Below are 20,702 nucleotides of genomic sequence, written 5' to 3'. Positions count from 1 at the left end.
AAACAAAAAAATTCTGAGCTGTCGCTCTCCTCCGGTGTTACACGCCTACAGCGGGTTTTAGGATAAAGATTTAAGATTTTAAAATTAAACCTTTTCAATATTTTCAAAGAAAATATTCATACTTCCGGTAAATATTAGGATAAAATCATTTTATTTTAAAAAATAAATTCTTAAAATATTTGCAAAGCAAATATTTTCGCCTACGGCGGGTTTTAGGATTAAAATTGGATTTTTATATTAAAAAAACATTTTAATATTTGCTTCGCAAATATTCACGCTTACGCAAATATTCACGCTTACGCAAGTATTGGATTAAAACTTTTTTATTTTAAATCTTTTCTATTATATAATTTTCTATTATTAGTTTTTTATAATCTTGTGCATCTATTTGTAGTTTTTTCATTGTAATCATCTCCAGATTTATTTTTCATTCTTATTATAACATAAATTTATATAGATTCCTCTTCTTTTTTATAGAATTAATACGGTTTTTACTAAAGAAAAAACGTCCAGTATAATAACTGGACGTTCTGCTAACCCCTAAAGGGTTTTTAATGATGGCTCCGGCGGAGGGATTCGAACCCCCAGCCTAGTGGTTAACAGCCACCCGCTCTACCGTTGAGCTACGCCGGAACGAACTCTGAAACATATTATAACATAAGAGATATTATAAATCAAGAAAATTTTTTGCTACAAATATTAAAATATGTTTTATTTTACATAAATAACTTTTGATATTTCTAACCACTTCATTTGTTTTTCCCTTATGGAATAAATAAAATAGATATACCCTATCCTATCTGCATGAAACAATCCTGACAAACTTATAGTTCCTTTAAGTTCATATATACCATCATGTTCAAAATCAACAGGTTTTAATTCGGCAATTCCACCCAAAAATAAACTTTTGTAATCCCCAATAAATTGACCATATTCATTATACGCTTTCATTTTTATATACTGTTTTTTTCTGTCTGATAGATCTATATACGTATAATAATTTTTATATTTTATTAAAGCTTTGAAATTATCCATAAATTCTGCCTGTAAATCTATTAAACTTTGTTTTGAACTTAATAATTCCCCTTTTTCATAAGAATATATATAATAGTATATATAATTTCCACTTCCTCCTGAATATCCTTTTAAAAAAACATCTAATTTTCCATCTCCATCAAAATCATAAAACGATATATCAGGCTCATATACTCCAAAATCTAAATTTACTGTTGTTGATTCTTTTCCAATTATAGATAATTTTAAATTATCTATATATACTGAACTCACGTGAATTCCTTCTAAAACAATCTTTTCATTAATTGAATCTCCATTTAAATCTATTTCTTTTTGTTCAATAATATCAGAAAAAACAAATAAAGGAAACAACATCAATAAAATAACAATTATTTTTCTCATTATATCAACCTCCAAAAAAATGATTATATAATTTTTTAGATAAATATTCTTGCTTATGCCAGTATCCAGCCAATTTTTCATTTCTTGATAAATCACCCAATTTTTTATAATATTTTTTATTCAATTCTCCAGGGCCAGCACTGAATAAAGGAGTTCCAGGCAATGGCATAAATGTATGTGAATGGATAACTGCATTATATTTTCTAATTATTTTATCCATAAACTCAAAGGTTATTTTTATATCTTCATCAGTTTCAAACGGAAATCCAAAAATAAAATCAACATATGGAATAAATCCATTTTCATAAATAAGAGAAATCGCTTTTTCAACTTTTTCCAAATTATGCCCTCGTTTTATTCTATCTAATATTTTTTCACTTCCGCTTTGTGCTCCAACTATAATCATTTTATTATTTACATATTTTTTTATCACTTTCAAAATTTCCGGTGTAACTGATTCTGGTCTTACATCCGAGGGAAAGGAACCTAAATATATTTCTTCAATCCCCACTTTTTTCAAGCTATATAGCAATTCTTCGATTTTATTCACATTTGGTATAACACCATTTTTTGAGCCATAGCCAAATGAATTAGGAGTTATAAACCTTGCAATTTTTCTATTATTTTTTATGGCTTCTTTGGTATATTCAATTATTATTTCTATATCTCTATGTCTTACTTTTCTTCCAAATAAATTAGGTGTTTGACAATAACCACATAAAAACGGACATCCACGAGTTATTTCAATAGGCATAAAATGTTTATTTTTTATGGCAAATGGAGGATAATAATTTAAGTCCACAAATTCATCTGATACGATTATTTTTTTGTCTGTCCCAATTTTCAAAAAATTAGTGAAGGTTTTTTCACCTTCACCTACAAAAACATGATCAAATCCTATTTTTAATGTTTGTTCTGGCATTGCACTTGGGTGTGGACCACCTGCAATTACTTTATATCCTTTTTCTTTTAGTATCGGTATTTCTTTCTCAACATCAAATATGTCAAAACTCATAAATGAATATGCAATTAAAGTTTCCTCTGGTGAATATTCAAGTATTCTACTAAAATTTTTCTCTAACATTATTTCTATATCTATATTTTCCTTTTCAATAGCGCCTATTAAAGAAACAATTGAATATCTATTGGATTTAAATAATCTAAATATTATCCTTTTCAATTTCATCAACCTCATGTTTTTTAGGTATTATATCTCTTAAACCTGATAGAAAAATTAAAATTCCTACAATTATTGCAGAAGTAGCTGAAACATTTATATAGATATATGTTCCAATTGCAATTGCATTTAATATCCAGGACAAAGTTATATATAATCTATTTTTTTTATAATTATATAAGGATGAAAACATTGTAGATAATAAGACCATGACAACAAACAAATTAATGTCTAATTTTTTTATAAAGCCAAACACTGATAACAAAACGCCTATAAATAAAAAGGTTATTGTGAGTTTATCGTACTTTTTTGACTTAAAAGAGAAAAATGCTGTAATTAATCCAAAAATTATCGCTAAAATCATCAAAAATATATTTGTTTTAAGATAATATGCTGCTAATCCTGATAATAATAAAGAAAATGCAACAGAATAAATCATTCTTTCACCTCACATCTTGTCTACAACTCTTATCCCCAATAAATCCAATCCTTTTTTCAATACTTCTCCGGCCAGATGAGATAACAACAATCTTGATTTTAATATATCCTCTTTTTCTTTTAAAACAGGTAAATTATTATAGAAAGAATTATACGTTTGCGCTAATTCAAATAAGTAATCAGCTATTAAATTTGGCTTGTAATCTTCTGCTGCTCTCATTGTTATTACAGGTAATTGAGTTAATAATAGACCTAATTTTCTCTCTATTTTTTCATTTATAATCAATTTAGAGTTTTCAATTTTATATCCTTTTTCGCTTGCTTTTCTTTTTAATGACTGTATTCTTGCATATGTATATAATAAATATGGTGCTGTATTTCCCTCAAAAGATAACATTTTATCCCAGTCAAATATTATATGACTTATTCTGTTCTGACTTAAATCTGAATACTTTACAGCTCCTATACCTATTGCCTCTGCTATTTCATTTTTTTCTTCATCTGTTAAATTTGGATTTTTTTCTTCAACTATTTTTTTTGCTTTTTCCACTGCTTTATCAAGCAATTCTTGCAATTTTATAACATTACCTTTTCTTGTAGAAAATACCCCATCTGCAAATCTCATTAATCCAAACCATATATGTTGATAATTATCATCCCATCCCAATTTTTTTGCGATATTAAATACCTGTTTAAAATGTGTTTGTTGCCTTTCATCGGTAACATATAGTATTCTATTTGGTTTATACGTTTCTCTTCTAAATTTTATACAGGCTAAATCCGATGTTGCATATAAAAATGCTCCATCTTTCTTTTGTATTATTGCAGGTGGAAGATTTTCTTTTTCATCAAAAAATACAACAACAGCACCCTCGCTATATGTTGCTATACCTTTTTCAAGAAGCATCTTAACTATTTCTGGCATAATTTCATGATAATGAGATTCACCATAATATGTATCAAATTCTATATCCATTCTTTTGTATATTTTATTGTACTCTTTTAATGATAAATCTATAAATTCCTGCCACAATTTTCTGTTCTCAGGCTCACCATCCTGTAATTTTTTTAATTCTAATCTTGCTTCTTCAAGCAATTCTGGGTTTTTTTCTGATTCTTTTTCAAACTTTACGTAAATCCTTTCCATCTCGCCAATAGGATCTTTTTCGTAATTCTCTTTATCTAACCATAATCTATAACCGACTATCAATTTTCCAAACTGCGTCCCCCAATCACCCAGGTGATTGTCTCCAACCACATTATATCCCAAATATTTATATATTCTTTTTATTGAATCTCCTATTACAGTACTTCTTAAATGGCCTATATGCATTGGCTTTGCAATATTGGGTGAGGAATAATCTATTACTACAGTTCCTTTATCTTTTATAAAGGAAAAATCAGGTTTTTCATTTTCTATTTTCAATAAATAACCTGTTAAAAATTCATTTCTTATATAAAAATTTATAAATCCTGGTCCAGCTATTTCCACTTTTTCTATTATATTATTTTCTGGAATATTATCTACAATTTCCTGCGCAATACTTCTCGGTGATTTCTTCAAAGTTTTTGCATTTATCATCGCATAATTCGTTTGAAAATCACCAAAGTTTTCGTTCGCTGTTTTTTGAACAACTGGACTTTTTATTTCTATTTCTGGATATACTTTTTTTACTGACTCTATTAACAGTTCTTCTAACATTTTTTCAATCAACTTCATAAACAAACACTCCTTTCATTTTTACTAATTTATATTGTAATTATAACATAGATTTTGTTAAAAAAAGTATAAATTAATTTATGGATTTCTTAGTTTTTTATTTTTTTATTCATATTTATATAGCAGTTAATAGTTAAGATTGCTATAAATTTTCGTAAAATATATATTATTTTAATATATAAATATGTAATATAAATGATTTTATGCTTTGGTTAATTTTTCTTTTCAATTGAACATTTTTTATATTTTTGGAGTATAATATATACGGAAGTTAAAAAAGATTAATCAAGGAGGTTGATAATATGGCTGAAAAAGAATATGTTGTTGGTATTGATTTGGGTACTACTAATTCAGCTATTGCCTGGATGAAACCAGACGGAAATGTTGAAGTTATTCCAAATGCAGAAGGAAAAAGAACAACTCCTTCAATTGTTCATTTCTCTAAAGATGGAACAGTTATCGCAGGGGAACCAGCAAAAAGACAGGTTGTTTTACACCCTGAAAGGACTATTAGATCAATAAAAAGAAAAATGGGGTCTGACTATAAAGTAAGTATAGATAATAAAAGCTTTACTCCTCAACAAATAAGTGCATTTGTTTTACAAAAATTAGTAAGAGATGCTGAAGCATACTTAGGCGGAAAGATCAAAAAAGCTGTTATTACAGTACCTGCTTATTTCAACGACGCTCAAAGGCAGGCAACTAAGGAAGCTGGAGAAATAGCAGGTTTGGAGGTTTTGAGAATTATCAACGAGCCAACAGCTGCTTCAATTGCTTTTGGATTAAATAAGGTTCATGAAGATAAAAAAATTGTTGTGTATGATCTTGGTGGAGGAACTTTTGATGTTTCTATTTTAGATGTCGGTGAAGGTGTTATTGAAGTTGTATCTACTTCTGGTAATAATCATCTTGGTGGAGACGATTTTGACCAGAGAATAATAAACTGGTTAGTGGAAGAATTTAAGAAAGAACATGCTTCAGATATATCAAATGACAGGCAGGCTATGCAACGTTTAAAAGAGGCTGCTGAAGCTGCAAAAATAGAACTTTCTACAAAATTAGAAACAGAAATAAATTTACCATTTATAACGGTAGTAAATGGACAACCTGTACATTTACAAAAAACATTAACAAGAAAGAAATTCGAAGAATTGGTAAGAGACTTAATCGAATCAACAAGAGGTCCTATTGAAACTGCTTTAAAAGATGCAGGTTTATCTTCACAGGAAATAGATGACGTCCTATTAGTTGGAGGTTCAACAAGGATTCCCGCTGTTCAGGATTTAGTAAAATCAATTTTCCAAAAAGAGCCAAGTAAAGGCGTTAACCCAGACGAAGCAGTTGCTGTTGGTGCTGCTGTGCAAGCAGCGATTATGACTGGAAATACGGAACAAGACTTAGTTTTAGTTGATGTTACACCTTTATCATTAGGTGTTGAGGTTAAAGGTGGTTTAATGGAAGTTATTATTCCTAAAAACAGCAAAATCCCAATTAGAAAAAGCAAAGTATTTACAACCGCTGCTGATTTCCAGAGTGAAGTTGAAATTGGAGTTTTCCAGGGAGAAAGACCTTTAGCAAGAGATAATTTCTTCCTTGGAAGTTTTAAATTAACCGGTATACCACCAGCACCAAGAGGAGTTCCACAAATTGAAGTTTCATTTGATATAGATGCTAATGGTATAGTTAACGTTTCAGCTAAGGATTTAGGAACCGGAAAACAACAATCAATGGTTGTTACAGGTAGAAATAAATTATCTTCAGAAGATATTGAAAGAATGATTAGAGAAGCTCAAGAGTATGAAGAACAAGATAAGAGAAAAAGAGAAGAAATTGAGCTTAAAAACCAGGCTGATGATTTAGCATATCAGGTAGAGAAATTAATTAACGAAAATAAAGATAAAGTTCCTGAAGATCAAAAAACAAGATTAGAAACATTGATCAAAGATGTTAGAGACGCTATAAACAATAATGATATAGCTAAGTTGAAAATAGTTATGGAAGATTTGAAAAACGAATCAATGAAATTAGGACAATATATATATCAGCAAGCTCAAGCAGCACAGGGTAGTGCAAATCAAAACCCCGAAGATACACAAAATCAAAATAGTTAATTAACAATTATTTAGCTGGATCTGTATAGATCCAGCTTTTTATATTTTGTAAATTTGATGAAATGTATCTGTTATATTCCTCCTGTATAATTGCTGAAATATTTTTCAGGGGGGATGTAATGTATAACAAAAACGTCATTATTTACCCAATTTACAGATTTTTTATAAACTTCCGCATTATTGGACCCATACTCATTCCTTATCTACTCTTCAAAGGTTTAAATTATTCTCAAATTATGTTATTACAAAGTATTTATTCCGTTTCTATCTTTTTATTTGAAGTCCCAACCGGAAGTTTAGCCGATAAAGTTTCAAGAAAATTTTCTCTTTTTTTATCCGGAATATTTGCCGCATTGGGTCTAACCTTATATATAATTTTTAATTCATTTTTGATATTTGTTTTAGCTGAAATACTTTTTGGAATTGGTTTAACATTATCAAGTGGTGCAGATTCTGCTCTACTTTATGAAAGTTTAATCAAATTAAATCGAAAAAAAGATTTTCAGGTCATAGAAGGAAAAAGTAACTATTATTTGTTTTTAGGTCATGCTTTTGGTTCCATCCTCAGTAGTTTTTTATACTCATATAATAAGTTTCTTCCGTTTTGGCTTAGCACATTGAGTGTATTAATTGGTTCTATTGCTGCATTCTTTTTTATAGAAACAGATAGAGAAAAAAGCAAACATAATTATACTATACATATTTTTAAAAGTTTCAAAATAGCTATAAACACCCCTCGCATTGTATGGGCTTTACTATATGCTAGTTTCTATGGCTTTATATATAGAGTAGGCTTTTGGTTATATCAACCATATTTTTCCACAATAAATATTGATGTTAAATGGTACGGAGTAATATTTTTTGGATTCAATATAATTGCTGCATGGGCTTCAAAATATTTATCACCTAAAATTAAAGATACTCGCCCAAGAAAAGTATTATTAAGTTTAATAATGCTGATGACTTTAAGTTTTATTTTACCAGTAATTTTTATATCAAAATTGGCAATAGCTTTTCTGGCTTTGCAACAAATAGTTAGAAGTCTTTATAGACCAACAATGAATTTTTATATTAATCACCAAGTAGAAGATAAATATAGAGCAACTGTAATTTCAATGGTAAGTCTTGCAGCTAATTTAAGTTTTGCGATATTATCACCGTTTATTGGTATGGCACTTGATTATAAAGGGACTATTTTTACATATATTCTGGTCGGGATTATTTCACTTACCGGTACTATAGAATTAATTTTATTAAGAAAAAAACAAAAAAAGCTAAAAGAAAAAATGAATGCTTCTGCATGAAGCGTTCATTTTTCTACGGGTAAATTTTTACCCAATTACGTTCATATTCCAAAACTTTTTTTAAATAATCGGAAGTTTCTTTTCTTGTATTGGATAAAAGATAATTATATAATCCACTTAAATTCATCTTTTCTAAGTTTAACCCTCTAACTCTTTTTGAAATTGCTACTGGTCCCATATTATATCCTGCAATAACCATATATTTTCGTTTTGAATATTCTTTTTCGAACTTGAAATATTTTGTATGTAATAAATATATATAAGCTGACCCATATAAAATATTTTTTTCTGGATTATATAGTTCATTCACCAATATTCTAGGATTTGGTTTTCGTTTATAAAGAAAAATATATGCTTCCGTTGCACCATATCTGGGAATTAATTGCATCAATCCCATAGCTCCACTTCTTGATCTTGCGTATGGTAAAAATGACGACTCTTTTTGTATTATGGAAAGAATAAATGGCTTTGGTAATCCATATTTTTTTGATATTTTATTAACTATTGGAATATATTGCTTTGCCTTTTCCAGAAAAGGATTTTTTATAATTGGAATCTTTGTTTTATATATGATTTTACCATCAACAGTTTCTTTTTCTTTTTTTATTTTCGGATTTTCAATTTGTTTTTTGTCAATAAGATTCTCAAGAACTGGCTTTTTGGTGAATTCATCTTTTTTGCTGATAGTTCTTTTCAATTGTTCTTTTATTTTTTCCATAGCTTTTTCTGGACTCTCATTTTTTTCTATAATTGTTTTTACTTCCAGATATCCATTTTTATTTTTCTCATCACTTTTAAAACTCACTTCACTAAATGTTTTCAAATCTTCAGAAAATTCAAACCATTTTTGCGATGAATATTCAAATGGTTTTCCCCAGATTTTCTCAAAATTTTCTAAAAATTTCTTTTCTTTTATCAGATATTCTTTATAGTATTTATCCCATTCTTTCTGGCTCTCTTTATATAATTCTTGCCATTGTTCATTCATTATTTTTAAATGGCCCTCCCATTCTTTATTCATTTCATCAAAATATTTATTAAATTCTTCAGAAAACAAATTTTCTATATCAGAATTGAAATTCATATTAATATCCATATCCATATCAGGTATTTTAAATGGGTCATCTTCAGAAAAAATTATTAAAAAATATAGCATAAAAAATAATAATAATAATAAAAATTTTTTCATCATTCATCTCCCCCATAATATTTTTTTAAATAGTTTTCAACTTTTCCGGCTAATTCTAAAATAATTAATCCATATATATTTATTCCCAGAACATAAAAAATTATTAAAAAACATAGCATAAAATTATTTTTCATATATTCTGGTATTAAAAAATAATAAAATTTTGTCATTATCATTGTGCTTATAAAAGCTGTTAATGAGGTTATAATATATTTTATTTTTTTAGAATACGTGAAGACTATTATCGGAATAAAAAAGAGAAAAATTAAAGACGAAACTTGAATAAAAAATCCAAAAATAGACATTATAAATAAAAATCCCACTGTAAATATTATCGAATAATATAAATTATCTAACAGCGGGATAAATATTGGTATTAATAATGGAATAATATTTGGAGCTATATGAAAAAATTTAGCAATAATATAAAGAATTACTACAATTGATAAATATATTGCTGTTAAAACACTTTTGTTCCTTAAATACAAGGGCATAAATCTCCTCCCATACATTCACAACATGTATCTGCAACAGCAATAGTCCCTATACATTGTAAACATTCGGAACAATCATCATTTCTTCTATAATAACCAGCTCTGAACTTATAGAGTTCTTCTTTCATTTTTTCATCGCTTTTATATTCATTGAATTTATCTTTCCAACTAAATTTTTCATTTTTCATTTTTATTCTCCTTTCAAAAATTTTAAATTTATATATTAATTATTATACCATAAAAAATAAACCTCTTCCAAAAATCCGGAAGAAGTTTATTTTCAACTTAATAGTTTGATGGATTTATTTTGATGGATTTATAAAGTAAATAGCTACACCAGCTACGCCTAAAACAATACCTAACCAACCTAAAATATTTGCTTGATTTGCCGTTTTTTCTATTTTATCAACTCTTGCTTTATCCACAACAGAATCTGACATTGCATATTTTTCTAATTGTTTTTCTAAATTTGCTTTAGTTACATAATTATCGAGTTTCGAGTCAACATCAGCAACAAGTGCATATTTTTCAAGATCTGTTTTTAACGCATAATCTTTTAATCTGGCATTTAAATCTCCTAATGTTGCATATTGTTTTAGATCACCAAATGTTACATATTCTTTCAATGTATCTTTTGTTACATAATTATCAAAATTTAAAGTTAATTCCTTTATTTTTCCAGCATTTGCAGCCACTGATGTTTCAACAGATTTTAAGCTTGAATTTAATCCATTATATAAATTTTCTAATGATGATACTTTTGAATTTAAAGCAGTTATTTCTAATGAAACTTTACTCAAATCTTCAAGTTTAGCATAATCTTTCAAATATTCACTAACTTTTGTATCAATTGTGGTGTTTACCATATCAATATCGGCTTTTAAAGCTAATTTTGATTCAAAATCTGATATTTCATTTTTTATGTTTTCTAAATCTACTGAATTTACTTTCATTTCTAAATCTGCTACTTTATTAGCCAGTATTCCAATTGATTCTACTGCTGTTTTATTTGAAGCAACTTCCTTTTTAAGAACAGCTATGTCATCTGATAAATTTTTTAACATATTTAGATTATTTTCCAAATTTGATATTTTTTGTTCAATCATTTTATTTGATTGCATTTCATTTATCTTTTTTTCAACGTTGTCAATTTTTGTACTCAAAAAGCTAATAACATCATAAGCACTTTTTAACTCGTTTATAGAAGCTTCTAATTCATTTATTTTTGAATTTAATTGCGTTGTGTCTATATTTTCTATTGATTTTTTTATCATCGCTTCAACTTCCATTTTTGACATGCCTTTTGATTGTTTTTCAATTTCCTGAACCTGTTTATCAAGACTTACAACTTTTTCTGCTAATGTTGCAAACAATTGTTGTTCTACATATTTTAAAGCTCTATCAAGTGCAACTGTTAGTTGATATCTATTTACCTGTGATAATCCTTGATATGTTCCATCTGGAAATCCTTCAATAATGCCTAAAGAGGATAACCTTTCAATAGAATCAAATGCCCAATGATTAACCGGAACATCTTTATACGTTGTTGCCGCAAATGAAAATACAGCTAAAGATAAAACGGCTAAAATAATTAAGATCTTTTTCATCCTAACACCTCCAAAAAATTTTTATTATTTTCTAACTCTCAATCTTATTTTACCACAAAAATCAAAAAAAATGGTAAAATAAATTAGTATTTTTAGACATATTTTTATGATATACTTTAATAAGTTTTATTGAAATTGAAAGTTGATTCCCCTAATATTGATTTTTATCAATACTATTTTCTATATTATTATAACAAATTCCTTAAAAAATATAAATACGGAGGTGTTTCAATGCGTTTAAAAAGAACTCATAAATGTGGTGAATTGAATATTAATAATACTGGAGAAAAGGTTATATTAAATGGTTGGGTAGAAAGAGTCAGAGATTTAGGTGGAATTAAATTTGGATTATTAAGAGATCGCTATGGAAAAGTTCAGTTTGTTGTTGATCCGGATAATGAAAAAATTTATGAAATAGCGAAATCTATAGGCAATGAATATGTTATAGCTATAAAAGGTATTGTTAGAAAAAGGCCAGATGATGCAATAAATAAAAATATGAAAACCGGAGAAGTCGAGATTTTAGTTGAAGACCTTGAGATTTTATCAGAATCTGAAACTCCACCTATTTATATAAACAAAGATGAAGAGATTTCAGAAAATTTAAGATTAAAGTTCAGATATCTTGACTTAAGAAAGGAAAAAATGCAGAAAAATTTATTCTTACGTCATAAGGCTCTTCAAATAACAAGAGAATATTTTTCGAAAAATGATTTTATGGAAATAGAAACTCCTTATTTAACTAAAAGCACACCTGAAGGTGCAAGAGATTTTTTAGTTCCATCAAGACTAAAACCAGGAACTTTCTATGCTTTACCACAATCTCCACAATTATTTAAACAGTTGTTAATGGTTTCTGGATTTGATAGATACTTTCAAATTGCAAGATGTTTCAGGGATGAAGATTTTAGAGCGGATAGACAGCCAGAATTCTCACAAATAGATTTTGAAATGTCTTTTGTTGATATGGATGATATTTTAAATTTTACTGAGGGATTATTAAAAAAATTATTCAAAGAATTAATAAATTATGAATTAGAATTACCATTAAAGCGATATACATATGATGAAGTTATGGATAAATATGGTTCTGATAAACCCGATACAAGATATGGCCTTGAAATCAATGATTTTACAGAAATATTCCAAAATACCCATGCAGAATTTATAAAAAATGCTATAGAAAACAATCAGACTATTAAAGGTATTGTTTTAAAAGAAAAAGCAAATAAGTTTTCAAGAAAAAGAATCGATGAATATACAGATTTTGCAAAATCAGTTGGTGCAGGAGGATTAATCTGGGTAAAAAATGAAAATGGAAATATTAAATCATCAATTAAAAAATTTGCAGAACCTGAACTAAATGAACTAGTAAAAAACGGATATATTGGAAATAATGATATCGCGTTTATTTTAGTTGGAAAAAAAGAAGAAATAAACAAAATTTTGGGACATATTAGAGTTAAATTAATTAAAGAAGAAATGGAGAAAAAAGAAGGTTTTGACGTATTGTGGGTTGTAGATTTTCCAATGTTTGCATGGGATGAAGAAGAAAATAGACTGGTTGCTGAACATCATCCTTTTACTATGCCAAAATTAGATGAGTTTGAAAAATTTGCGGATTCAAATCCACTAAAAATAAGAGCTCAATGTTATGATTTAGTTATCAACGGATATGAAATGGCAAGCGGTAGTATAAGGGTTCATAGAAAAGATTTACAAAATAAAATATTCGAATTAATTGGTTTAAGTGAAAAAGAAATCAACGAAAAATTTGGATTTTTAATAGAAGCATTTAAATATGGACCTCCACCACATGGGGGTGCTGCTATAGGATTTGACAGATTAATTGCAATTATGGCGGGCGAAGATTCTATTAAAGAGGTTATTGCATTTCCAAAAACTGCAAGTGGTTCCAACCCAATGACTGGAGCACCATCTTCTGTTTCAGAAAAGCAATTAAAAGAATTAAAAATAAAGCTCGATATTTAAGGAGGATTAGAATGAATAAGTTTAAAGTAGCTATTGATGGTCCTGCTGGTTCAGGTAAAAGTACTATTGCAAAAGAAATTGCAAATATATTTAATTTATATTATCTGGATAGTGGAGCATTATATAGAGCATTTGGATATTACCTGAAAAAAAAGGGTTTTGATTTAAATAGTGAAAATGATATAATAAATGCGTTAAAATCTTTTGATATTAAAATTATTGATGGAGATTATTATTTGTTTGATGAAAAGCTGGATTTTCAGATAAGAACACCAGAAATTGGAAAAGCTGCTTCAATAGTAGCAAAAAATCCAGATGTCAGAAAAAAAGTTAATGAAATATTACGTAATATAGCTTCAAATAACGGCGTTGTTATAGATGGCAGAGATATCGGAACTGTTGTATTACCTGATGCTGAAATAAAAATATTTTTAACTGCATCTATTGAAGAAAGGGCTAAAAGAAGATTTAAAGAATTAATAGAAAAGGGTGAAGATGTAAGTTTAGAGGATGTTATGAAAGAAATAGAAAAAAGAGATATCGCTGACTCTACACGAAAAATCGCCCCTTTAAAACCTGCTGCTGATGCAATTATAGTTAATACTACAGGAAAAGATATAAAAACTGTGGTAGATGAAATAAAAGAAATTATCTTGAAAAAGATTAATTTGGAGTGATTTAAATGGAAATACGCCTTGCTTCAAAAATTGGATTTTGTTATGGCGTTGAAAGAGCTTATGAAAAGGCCCTGGAACTGGCAAAAAAAAATAAAAATGTATATATATATGGTGATTTAGTACATAACAATAGTGTTAAAGACGAACTTATATCTAAAAATATTAATTTTTTCTATTCTTTAAATGATTTACCAGAGAATTCAAAAGAAGCTATTTGTATTATACGTGCTCATGGTATTCCTAAAAAAGATAAGAACTTTTTAAAAAATAACTTTAAAAGGGTTGTAGATTTAACCTGTCCTATTGTTGAAAAGGTCTTTAATTATGCTTACAGTATGCAAAAAAAAGGGTTCTTTATTGTCGCATATGGAAAGAAAGAGCATGCCGAAATGATCGGATTAAAAGGTAATATAGATGAGAAAAAAATAGAAATATTAAAAAATGCTAAATCTTTTAAACATAACAAATTATGTATAATCACTCAAACAACTATGGATTATAATAATTTTAAAGATTTTGCATCACAAATTGCAAAACTTTCAGAATATAATGAGTTGGTAGTAAAAGATACTATATGTTATGAAACAAAAATTCGGGAAAAAGAAGCTAAAGATATTGCAATTTGGTCAGAATTTGTTATAATAATAGGAGGAAAACATAGTTCAAATACTCGAAAACTATATGAAATTTCTAAAAAATACAATAACAATTCTATTCATATAGATTCGGTTAAAGAATTATTGCATATTGATTTTTCCAAAATAAAGAAAATAGGTATTTTAACAGGTACTTCTACACCAAATAAATCTATCAAAGAAGTTATCGAATTTTTAAGGAGGGGTTTTTGATGGTTGAAGATAAAAATGAATTTGAAAAATTACTAAGCGAGGAAACAGAATTTCAAATAAAAAAGGGGGATATTATAAAAGGTGAAATTATTTCTATTAGTTCAGATGGCCTTTTTGTTAGCGCAGAAGGAAAACCATTTGACGTATATGTCGGAAAAGATTATTTATTAAACAATATTAAAGAATATAAATCAGGAGATAAAATTACTGTAAAATTATTAAAAATCAACGAATCTGAAGGCCAGGCATTCGGGTCAGAGAAAGCTGCAAAAAGAGATGCTATAATAGAAGATATCGTTGAAGGTAAAATTGTGAAAGGCAAAATTGTTGAAAAAATCGAAAAAGGTTATATTGTAGAATTAGAAAATGTTATAAATGCATTTTTACCAGGCTCATTATCAATGCTTAATCCACGTCATGATTTTCCAAAAGAAGAAATGGACTTTCTTGTATTAAAAAATGAAAAAAGAAGAAGAAAAATAAATATTGTCGTATCAAGAAAAGGCATTATCGAAAAATATGTCGATGAATTTTTTGAAAATCATCACTTAAATATGATTGTTGAAGGAATTGTAAGTGGCATAAAAGATTTTGGTTTATTTGTTAATTTAAATCCATATGTTACCGCTTTAGCTCCAAGAAGCGAATTATCCTGGGATAAAAAGTTCGATCATACAAAATCCTATTCTATTGGAGATAAGGTAAAAGGTGTTATTATAAAATTAGACAAAGAGGAAAAAAAGGTGTCTATTTCTATAAAAAGATTAAAAGATGATCCGTGGGAAAATATTGAAAAAAAATTCCAGATTGATTCTGTTGTTACTGGAGAAGTGGTTGAAATTTTTCCATTTGGTTTTGCGATTAAACTTGATGAAGGCGTGGAAGGTCTTGTTCATGAATCTGAAATTTTCTGGACAGGAAAAGGTAGAATTGAAGATATAGTTAAAATAGGTGATTTAGTAAAGGTTAAAGTTATTTCAATAGATAAAGATAAAAAGAAAATAACTTTAAGTTATAAGCAGGTAATTGGAGATCCATGGGAAGATATTGATAATAAGTTAAAAGAAGGAGATATTATTAACGGACAGGTAGAGAAACTTTTACCAAATGGTATTATTGTAAAATTAGATAATAATTTAACAGGTTTTTCACATGTTTCCGAATTATCGTGGAATTTTGTTGATAATATTGAAGATTTGTTCTCAGAAGGGGATAAAATTAAAGTTAAAGTGTTACATATAGATAAAGATAATAGAAAAATAAAATTAAGTATTAAACAGACAAAAGAAAATCCTTGGAAAAAAGTTTCCAATGAATTAAAAAAAGGAGACAAAATAAGCGGAAAAGTCTTGAAATATGTTGGGAAAGGCGCTGTTGTACTTGTTGATGATTATGAAGTAGAGGCATTTATTCCAAAATCAAAAATTGACTTATCTGAAAATGAAACCATTGAAGATGTTTTAAAAATAGGTACTAAAGTCGAAGGTGAGATTTTATCTATAGATTTTGAAAATGAAGAACAAAAAGGAAACATGATTATAAGTTTATTAAAATAATAGAGGTGAATTAAATGAAACCAGTTGTGCTAATTATCGGAAAACCAAATGTTGGAAAATCAACTCTTTTTAATAGGTTGATAAAGGAAAAAAAAGCTATAGTAATGGACTATCCTGGTGTAACTAGAGATCAAATATTCAGTGAGGCACGCTATGATGGGCGTGCCTTCACCTTAGTTGATACATGCGGAATATTTGAAGAACCTGCAAATGAATTAGAAGAAATTGCAAAAAATAAAGTAATGGAATCTTTAAAAGAATCAGATCTAATCTTATTTATAGTTGATGGTAAAAACGGTTTAACCGCTGAAGATTATTATTTAGCAAATGTATTAAGAAAAGTTAAAAATAAAGTTCTATTAGTGGCAAATAAGGTTGAATCTTATGAAAAATTTGAAATTAATGTATTACCTGAACTATATAAATTAGGTTTAGGAGAACCTATACCTGTTTCTTCGGAACATAATAAAAATTTAGATGAATTAATAGAAAATATTTTTGAAAAAATCCCTCAATATGAAACTGAAGAAGAAAAAGACGAAAATATCATAAAAGTGGCTTTAATTGGACGGGCAAATGCTGGTAAATCTTCTCTTTTTAATGCTATTACAGGTATTAATAGAGCTATTGTTTCAGATGTGCCGGGAACAACAAGAGACAGCATTGATGAATTAGTAGAAATAAACGGGCAAAAGTATCTTTTTATAGATACTGCTGGTTTAAAAAGAAAGTCAAAGACCAAATACGGTAGTGTCGAGATGTATAGTACAGTTAGAACTATTCGAGCAATTGAAAATTCTGATGTTGTTGTTTTACTTATAGATGCGGTTGAGGGGATTACTCAACAGGATAAAAAAGTTATAGGTACAGCAGAAAACAGAGGAAAGGCTACTGTAATTGCTTTTAATAAATGGGATCTGGTAAAATATCATGATAAACGAATTGAAGAATACTTAAATTTATTTGAAAAGGAATTGTATTTTGTAAATTATAGTCCTGTTATATTCACATCAGCTGCTAAACATTGGGGCATTGAAAAATTAATGGATGCTATAGATACTGCCTACAATTCTTATACAAAACGAATACCTACAAGTGCGTTAAATGCAGCTTTAGAAAGATTTATGATGGTATCTCCTCCACCGATCCGAAAAGGAAAAAGAATAAAAATTTATTATGGAACGCAGGTTGATATTAAACCTCCTGTTTTCATATTTTTTAGTAATATGCCTCAACAAATTCCTAAAACTTATCAAAGAGCTATTCAAAATATGATTAGACGATATATTGATCCTTTTATTGGCTCGCCCATTTTTATAAAGTTTAAAAATAGAACCAAATAATAAAATAGAATCGAATAATGAGGTGATTATCTTGACTGCTATTTTGTGGATAATGTTAGGTTATCTATTTGGTTCAATTCCATTTAGTTTTCTAATCGCTCGTTTAAAAGGAATAGATATTACCAAAGTTGGTAGCGGTAATGTTGGTGGTACAAATGTTTTAAGAAATGCGGGAGCATTTTATGGAATATTAAGTATGATTTTAGATCTTTTAAAATCATTTATTCCAACATTTGTTGCTTTTAATTTTAATAAAGATATTGCATATTTTGTAGCTCTCTTTTCTGTTATAGGTCATATATATCCTGTATGGTTAAGATTCAAAGGAGGAAAAGGCGTTGCTTCTACAGTTGGTGTCTATTTTGCTTTAAACCCAGCTTTAGCTTTAATATTTTTTCTAATATGGATACCTTTAACCTTAACAACTAAATATGTTTCTTTGGCATCAATTTCTACTTTAAGTATAATTGGAATTATTAGCTTTATTTATTCACCAAAACTTGCTTTATTAAATATAGTTTTAGCTTTAATTAGTATTTATAAACATAGATCCAATATTGAAAGGTTATTAAACCATAATGAAAGAAAAACAGATATTATAGAAATTTTTAAAAGGTCCTTTAAAAGATGAAGAAAATAATATTTATTTTTATATTATTTTATTCAATTGCCTTTTCTCAAAATTTAACAGATAGTGAAAAAATGGCTCGAAAGTTATTTTCAGAGAGTCTAAATAGTTTTTTTTCTGGTAAAAAATATGAAGCTCGTTTGAAATTAGAAGATGCTATGTCAAATCAAATTTATTTAAGAGACGTTCCATATTTCTGGTATTTTGCTGCTAAACTGGATCTTTTATTAGGAAATATTGAAAAAGCCAAAGAAGATTTAAATAACATTCTGTTTTTTTCTCCTTCAAACACTGAAGCAATATCACTTTTAAATTTTATAAACTCCCTGAATAACATTGAAAAAATAATTTCACCAGAAATAAAAATAAAAGAATTTAAACAAATAAAAAATATTATAAATGCTAATGAAAAATACTTTATGGCTAATGATTTTCTTATAGTAAATTCTTATATATATATATTAGATATACAAAATAAGCTAATTTACTATACCAACCTGGATAATTCTTATGAAAACTGGATAAAATTTGAAAATGCTATAGGGAAAGATTTTATTCCTTTAAATATATATTATGATGAGCGCACAGACTATTTTTATGTTTCCGGAAACACCGGTCTTTATGTAATAAAAAATTTTTCTTTACAAAAAAAGTTCTATTTCGAAAAAATTAGCAAATATGATAATCTTTTATTAATTGGATTAGATAGAGTCGGAAGATTCTGGACTTATTATGCAAAAAATAATAGTATTCTTATTCTTGATTATGATGGAAATTTATTGGAAAAAATAGCTCTGGACAATAGCTATATTATAACAAATGGGAGTTTTTCGGAAGAATATATAAACTTAATTGATATAAAAAATAAACAGGTTCTTGTATTTTCAACTTATTCAAAAAAAATAGAATCAATTATTCCTCTAAAAAATTCTCATAAACCTTTAAATATTGTATCATTACCTTATAATATTTTTTTAATTTCTTTTATGAATGATGGTACTTATTTATATCAAAATGGAAAATTTATCAAGTTATTTAATTCTTCTTATTTGTTAAATTATAATAACGGAATTCTAATGAAATTTGATTATTCAAGTTATAAATTGATTTTGGATCAAGTTGATTTTGTTGGAGATATAGTTCCTTATCATGTATTTTTATATGGAATTGATTTTGATGTATCTAAAATGATGATTAATTTAAAAATAAGCACCATTTCACCAGGAAGTAATTTGATTAATTTCATTAATAGAAAAATTTATATTACAGATTCAGAAGGTCGATATGCTTTTGATTATAGTAAAAAATTAGAAAAACCTCGTATTTATAATTTTGATAATATGGAATATCTATTTTTAGAAATGACTCCTCTTTTAAAAAACGATTCTATAATTATATTAAATGATACAGAAAATACAAATTATGAAAAATATATAAATATTACGAATATTATACCTTTTTTATTTACAAATATTTCTTTGTATATTATTTCAGATAAAATAATAGATAAAAAATTTCGATATCTTATTAACTTAACTGGTGGTTATCTTATCCCAGAAGAATATCTTATGACCTTTGAAAAATATATAAAAATAAACAAAAAAATAATACAAAATATTACCTATAAAATTTACCCTCCCATAGCTCCTGGAATTAGACCGGTAAAGATTTATTTACAAATAGATAGTAAAATCATGAGTGATACAATGTATTATTATTCGGAAGGTGTTGGAATTGCAGAATAAAAGTAACTATTATCTCAATTTAGGAAACAAATATCTAAGTTTAAACAATGTCGATTTAGCCATTAAAAACTATTTACTAGCTTTAAAAGAAGATTCAAAAAATCCTTTAATATACCATAATTTAGGTGTATGTTATTTATTAAAAAATGAATCAAGTTTAGCGTTCGAAAATTTTAAAAAATCTATCGAAAATGGATTAAATACTGAAGAAACTTATTACTATTATTTAAAATCTTCATTTAATTCTGGTAACTATGAGGAATGCTTAAAAATTAATGCTAATGATAAATTTTTCATTGACATGAATCTAATAAAAATAAAAGCTGCTTTAAAAGTAAACAATTATAAATATGCAAAAAATACTTTAGAAATTTTAAAAATGAATGGATTTTCAAGTCAGGAATTAAATTTAATAGAAAAAATCATTAATTCAAAAAATAATATATAGGAGGTTTTA

Annotated in this window: 18 protein-coding genes and 1 tRNA gene; 10 read left to right on the top strand and 9 right to left on the bottom strand. The window is 27.3% G+C overall.

Annotated features, from left to right (window positions below):
• Positions 1–558: 558 nt before the first annotated feature.
• From X275_RS06175 to argS, 5 genes are all read right to left on the bottom strand, one after another.
• Positions 559–633, bottom strand: a tRNA-Asn gene (locus tag X275_RS06175).
• A 78-nt stretch (positions 634–711) separates the two neighbouring features.
• Positions 712–1,416, bottom strand: coding sequence for a hypothetical protein (locus X275_RS06170; protein WP_047268021.1), 705 nt, complete (start codon positions 1,414–1,416; stop codon positions 712–714).
• Positions 1,417–1,420: 4 nt separating this feature from the next.
• Positions 1,421–2,602, bottom strand: a complete 1,182-nt coding sequence (locus X275_RS06165; RefSeq protein WP_047268020.1) for a TIGR04013 family B12-binding domain/radical SAM domain-containing protein — start codon at positions 2,600–2,602, stop codon at positions 1,421–1,423.
• A complete protein-coding gene (locus X275_RS06160) occupies positions 2,577–3,032 on the bottom strand; it encodes a hypothetical protein (protein WP_047268019.1) in 456 nt (151 codons plus the stop codon). The genes X275_RS06165 and X275_RS06160 overlap by 26 nt, the downstream gene beginning before the upstream one ends.
• Positions 3,033–3,041: 9 nt before the next feature.
• A complete protein-coding gene (gene argS / locus X275_RS06155; RefSeq protein ID WP_047268018.1) occupies positions 3,042–4,751 on the bottom strand; it encodes an arginine--tRNA ligase in 1,710 nt (569 codons plus the stop codon).
• Between the two features lie 302 nt (positions 4,752–5,053).
• On the opposite strand from argS, the gene dnaK reads away from it, so the two are divergent.
• Complete coding sequence (gene dnaK / locus X275_RS06150) at positions 5,054–6,862, top strand: molecular chaperone DnaK (protein WP_047268017.1); 1,809 nt, start codon at positions 5,054–5,056, stop codon at positions 6,860–6,862.
• A 62-nt stretch (positions 6,863–6,924) separates the two neighbouring features.
• Positions 6,925–8,166 (top strand): MFS transporter, encoded by a 1,242-nt coding sequence (locus X275_RS06145; protein WP_335337385.1) that lies wholly within the window; start codon positions 6,925–6,927, stop codon positions 8,164–8,166.
• Positions 8,167–8,179: 13 nt separating this feature from the next.
• Here the strand turns inward: X275_RS06145 and X275_RS06140 are convergent, their stop codons facing one another.
• The 4 genes from X275_RS06140 to X275_RS06125 form a co-directional block, all read right to left on the bottom strand.
• A complete protein-coding gene (locus X275_RS06140; RefSeq protein ID WP_197072612.1) occupies positions 8,180–9,355 on the bottom strand; it encodes a transglycosylase SLT domain-containing protein in 1,176 nt (391 codons plus the stop codon).
• A complete protein-coding gene (locus tag X275_RS06135; protein WP_047268014.1) occupies positions 9,355–9,849 on the bottom strand; it encodes a hypothetical protein in 495 nt (164 codons plus the stop codon). The genes X275_RS06140 and X275_RS06135 overlap by 1 nt, the downstream gene beginning before the upstream one ends.
• Entirely contained in the window at positions 9,834–10,037 is a 204-nt protein-coding gene (locus tag X275_RS11095; protein WP_052913691.1) for a hypothetical protein, read from the bottom strand. Before X275_RS11095 ends, X275_RS06135 begins: the two co-directional genes overlap by 16 nt.
• 114 nt (positions 10,038–10,151) lie before the next feature.
• The gene (locus X275_RS06125; protein ID WP_047268013.1) at positions 10,152–11,456 is read right to left on the bottom strand and encodes an S-layer homology domain-containing protein; all 1,305 of its coding nucleotides are present in this window, start codon (positions 11,454–11,456) and stop codon (positions 10,152–10,154) included.
• Between the two features lie 231 nt (positions 11,457–11,687).
• Between X275_RS06125 and aspS the strand changes: the two genes are divergently transcribed.
• From aspS to X275_RS06085, 8 genes are read left to right on the top strand one after another with little or no spacing between them, the layout of a single operon-like run.
• Positions 11,688–13,448 (top strand): aspartate--tRNA ligase, encoded by a 1,761-nt coding sequence (aspS, locus tag X275_RS06120; protein WP_047268012.1) that lies wholly within the window; start codon positions 11,688–11,690, stop codon positions 13,446–13,448.
• 11 nt (positions 13,449–13,459) lie between these two features.
• Complete coding sequence (gene cmk, locus X275_RS06115; protein WP_047268011.1) at positions 13,460–14,125, top strand: (d)CMP kinase; 666 nt, start codon at positions 13,460–13,462, stop codon at positions 14,123–14,125.
• Between the two features lie 5 nt (positions 14,126–14,130).
• Entirely contained in the window at positions 14,131–14,973 is an 843-nt protein-coding gene (ispH, locus tag X275_RS06110) for a 4-hydroxy-3-methylbut-2-enyl diphosphate reductase (RefSeq protein ID WP_047268010.1), read from the top strand.
• Positions 14,973–16,529, top strand: a complete 1,557-nt coding sequence (locus X275_RS06105; RefSeq protein ID WP_047268009.1) for a S1 RNA-binding domain-containing protein — start codon at positions 14,973–14,975, stop codon at positions 16,527–16,529. Before ispH ends, X275_RS06105 begins: the two co-directional genes overlap by 1 nt.
• Before the next feature lie 14 nt (positions 16,530–16,543).
• Complete coding sequence (gene der / locus X275_RS06100; RefSeq protein WP_047268008.1) at positions 16,544–17,872, top strand: ribosome biogenesis GTPase Der; 1,329 nt, start codon at positions 16,544–16,546, stop codon at positions 17,870–17,872.
• A gap of 31 nt (positions 17,873–17,903) precedes the next feature.
• Positions 17,904–18,503 (top strand): glycerol-3-phosphate 1-O-acyltransferase PlsY, encoded by a 600-nt coding sequence (plsY, locus tag X275_RS06095; protein ID WP_084825128.1) that lies wholly within the window; start codon positions 17,904–17,906, stop codon positions 18,501–18,503.
• Entirely contained in the window at positions 18,500–20,245 is a 1,746-nt protein-coding gene (locus tag X275_RS06090; protein ID WP_047268007.1) for a hypothetical protein, read from the top strand. The genes plsY and X275_RS06090 overlap by 4 nt, the downstream gene beginning before the upstream one ends.
• Positions 20,235–20,693, top strand: coding sequence for a tetratricopeptide repeat protein (locus X275_RS06085; protein ID WP_047268006.1), 459 nt, complete (start codon positions 20,235–20,237; stop codon positions 20,691–20,693). Before X275_RS06090 ends, X275_RS06085 begins: the two co-directional genes overlap by 11 nt.
• Positions 20,694–20,702: the final 9 nt, after the last annotated feature.

Origin of the sequence: Marinitoga sp. 1197 (assembly GCF_001021165.1) — a bacterium.
In the GTDB taxonomy this organism is placed as follows: domain Bacteria; phylum Thermotogota; class Thermotogae; order Petrotogales; family Petrotogaceae; genus Marinitoga.
The sequence above is the reverse complement of the archived record's forward strand: the minus strand, read 5'-3'. Positions and strand labels throughout refer to the sequence as shown.

Bases quoted from the DNA above. Each gene is read 5' to 3' on its own strand.
- ispH (WP_047268010.1), top strand. From the start codon at position 14,131: ATGGAAATACGCCTTGCTTCAAAAATTGGATTTTGTTATGGCGTTGAA.
- X275_RS06165 (WP_047268020.1), bottom strand. From the start codon at position 2,602: ATGAAATTGAAAAGGATAATATTTAGATTATTTAAATCCAATAGATAT.
- X275_RS06125 (WP_047268013.1), bottom strand. From the start codon at position 11,456: ATGAAAAAGATCTTAATTATTTTAGCCGTTTTATCTTTAGCTGTATTT.
- X275_RS06090 (WP_047268007.1), top strand. From the start codon at position 18,500: ATGAAGAAAATAATATTTATTTTTATATTATTTTATTCAATTGCCTTT.
- X275_RS06145 (WP_335337385.1), top strand. From the start codon at position 6,925: ATGTATCTGTTATATTCCTCCTGTATAATTGCTGAAATATTTTTCAGG.
- X275_RS06140 (WP_197072612.1), bottom strand. From the start codon at position 9,355: ATGAAAAAATTTTTATTATTATTATTATTTTTTATGCTATATTTTTTA.
- X275_RS06135 (WP_047268014.1), bottom strand. From the start codon at position 9,849: ATGCCCTTGTATTTAAGGAACAAAAGTGTTTTAACAGCAATATATTTA.
- dnaK (WP_047268017.1), top strand. From the start codon at position 5,054: ATGGCTGAAAAAGAATATGTTGTTGGTATTGATTTGGGTACTACTAAT.
- X275_RS06160 (WP_047268019.1), bottom strand. From the start codon at position 3,032: ATGATTTATTCTGTTGCATTTTCTTTATTATTATCAGGATTAGCAGCA.
- X275_RS06170 (WP_047268021.1), bottom strand. From the start codon at position 1,416: ATGAGAAAAATAATTGTTATTTTATTGATGTTGTTTCCTTTATTTGTT.
- aspS (WP_047268012.1), top strand. From the start codon at position 11,688: ATGCGTTTAAAAAGAACTCATAAATGTGGTGAATTGAATATTAATAAT.
- X275_RS06105 (WP_047268009.1), top strand. From the start codon at position 14,973: ATGGTTGAAGATAAAAATGAATTTGAAAAATTACTAAGCGAGGAAACA.
- argS (WP_047268018.1), bottom strand. From the start codon at position 4,751: ATGAAGTTGATTGAAAAAATGTTAGAAGAACTGTTAATAGAGTCAGTA.
- der (WP_047268008.1), top strand. From the start codon at position 16,544: ATGAAACCAGTTGTGCTAATTATCGGAAAACCAAATGTTGGAAAATCA.
- X275_RS11095 (WP_052913691.1), bottom strand. From the start codon at position 10,037: ATGAAAAATGAAAAATTTAGTTGGAAAGATAAATTCAATGAATATAAA.
- cmk (WP_047268011.1), top strand. From the start codon at position 13,460: ATGAATAAGTTTAAAGTAGCTATTGATGGTCCTGCTGGTTCAGGTAAA.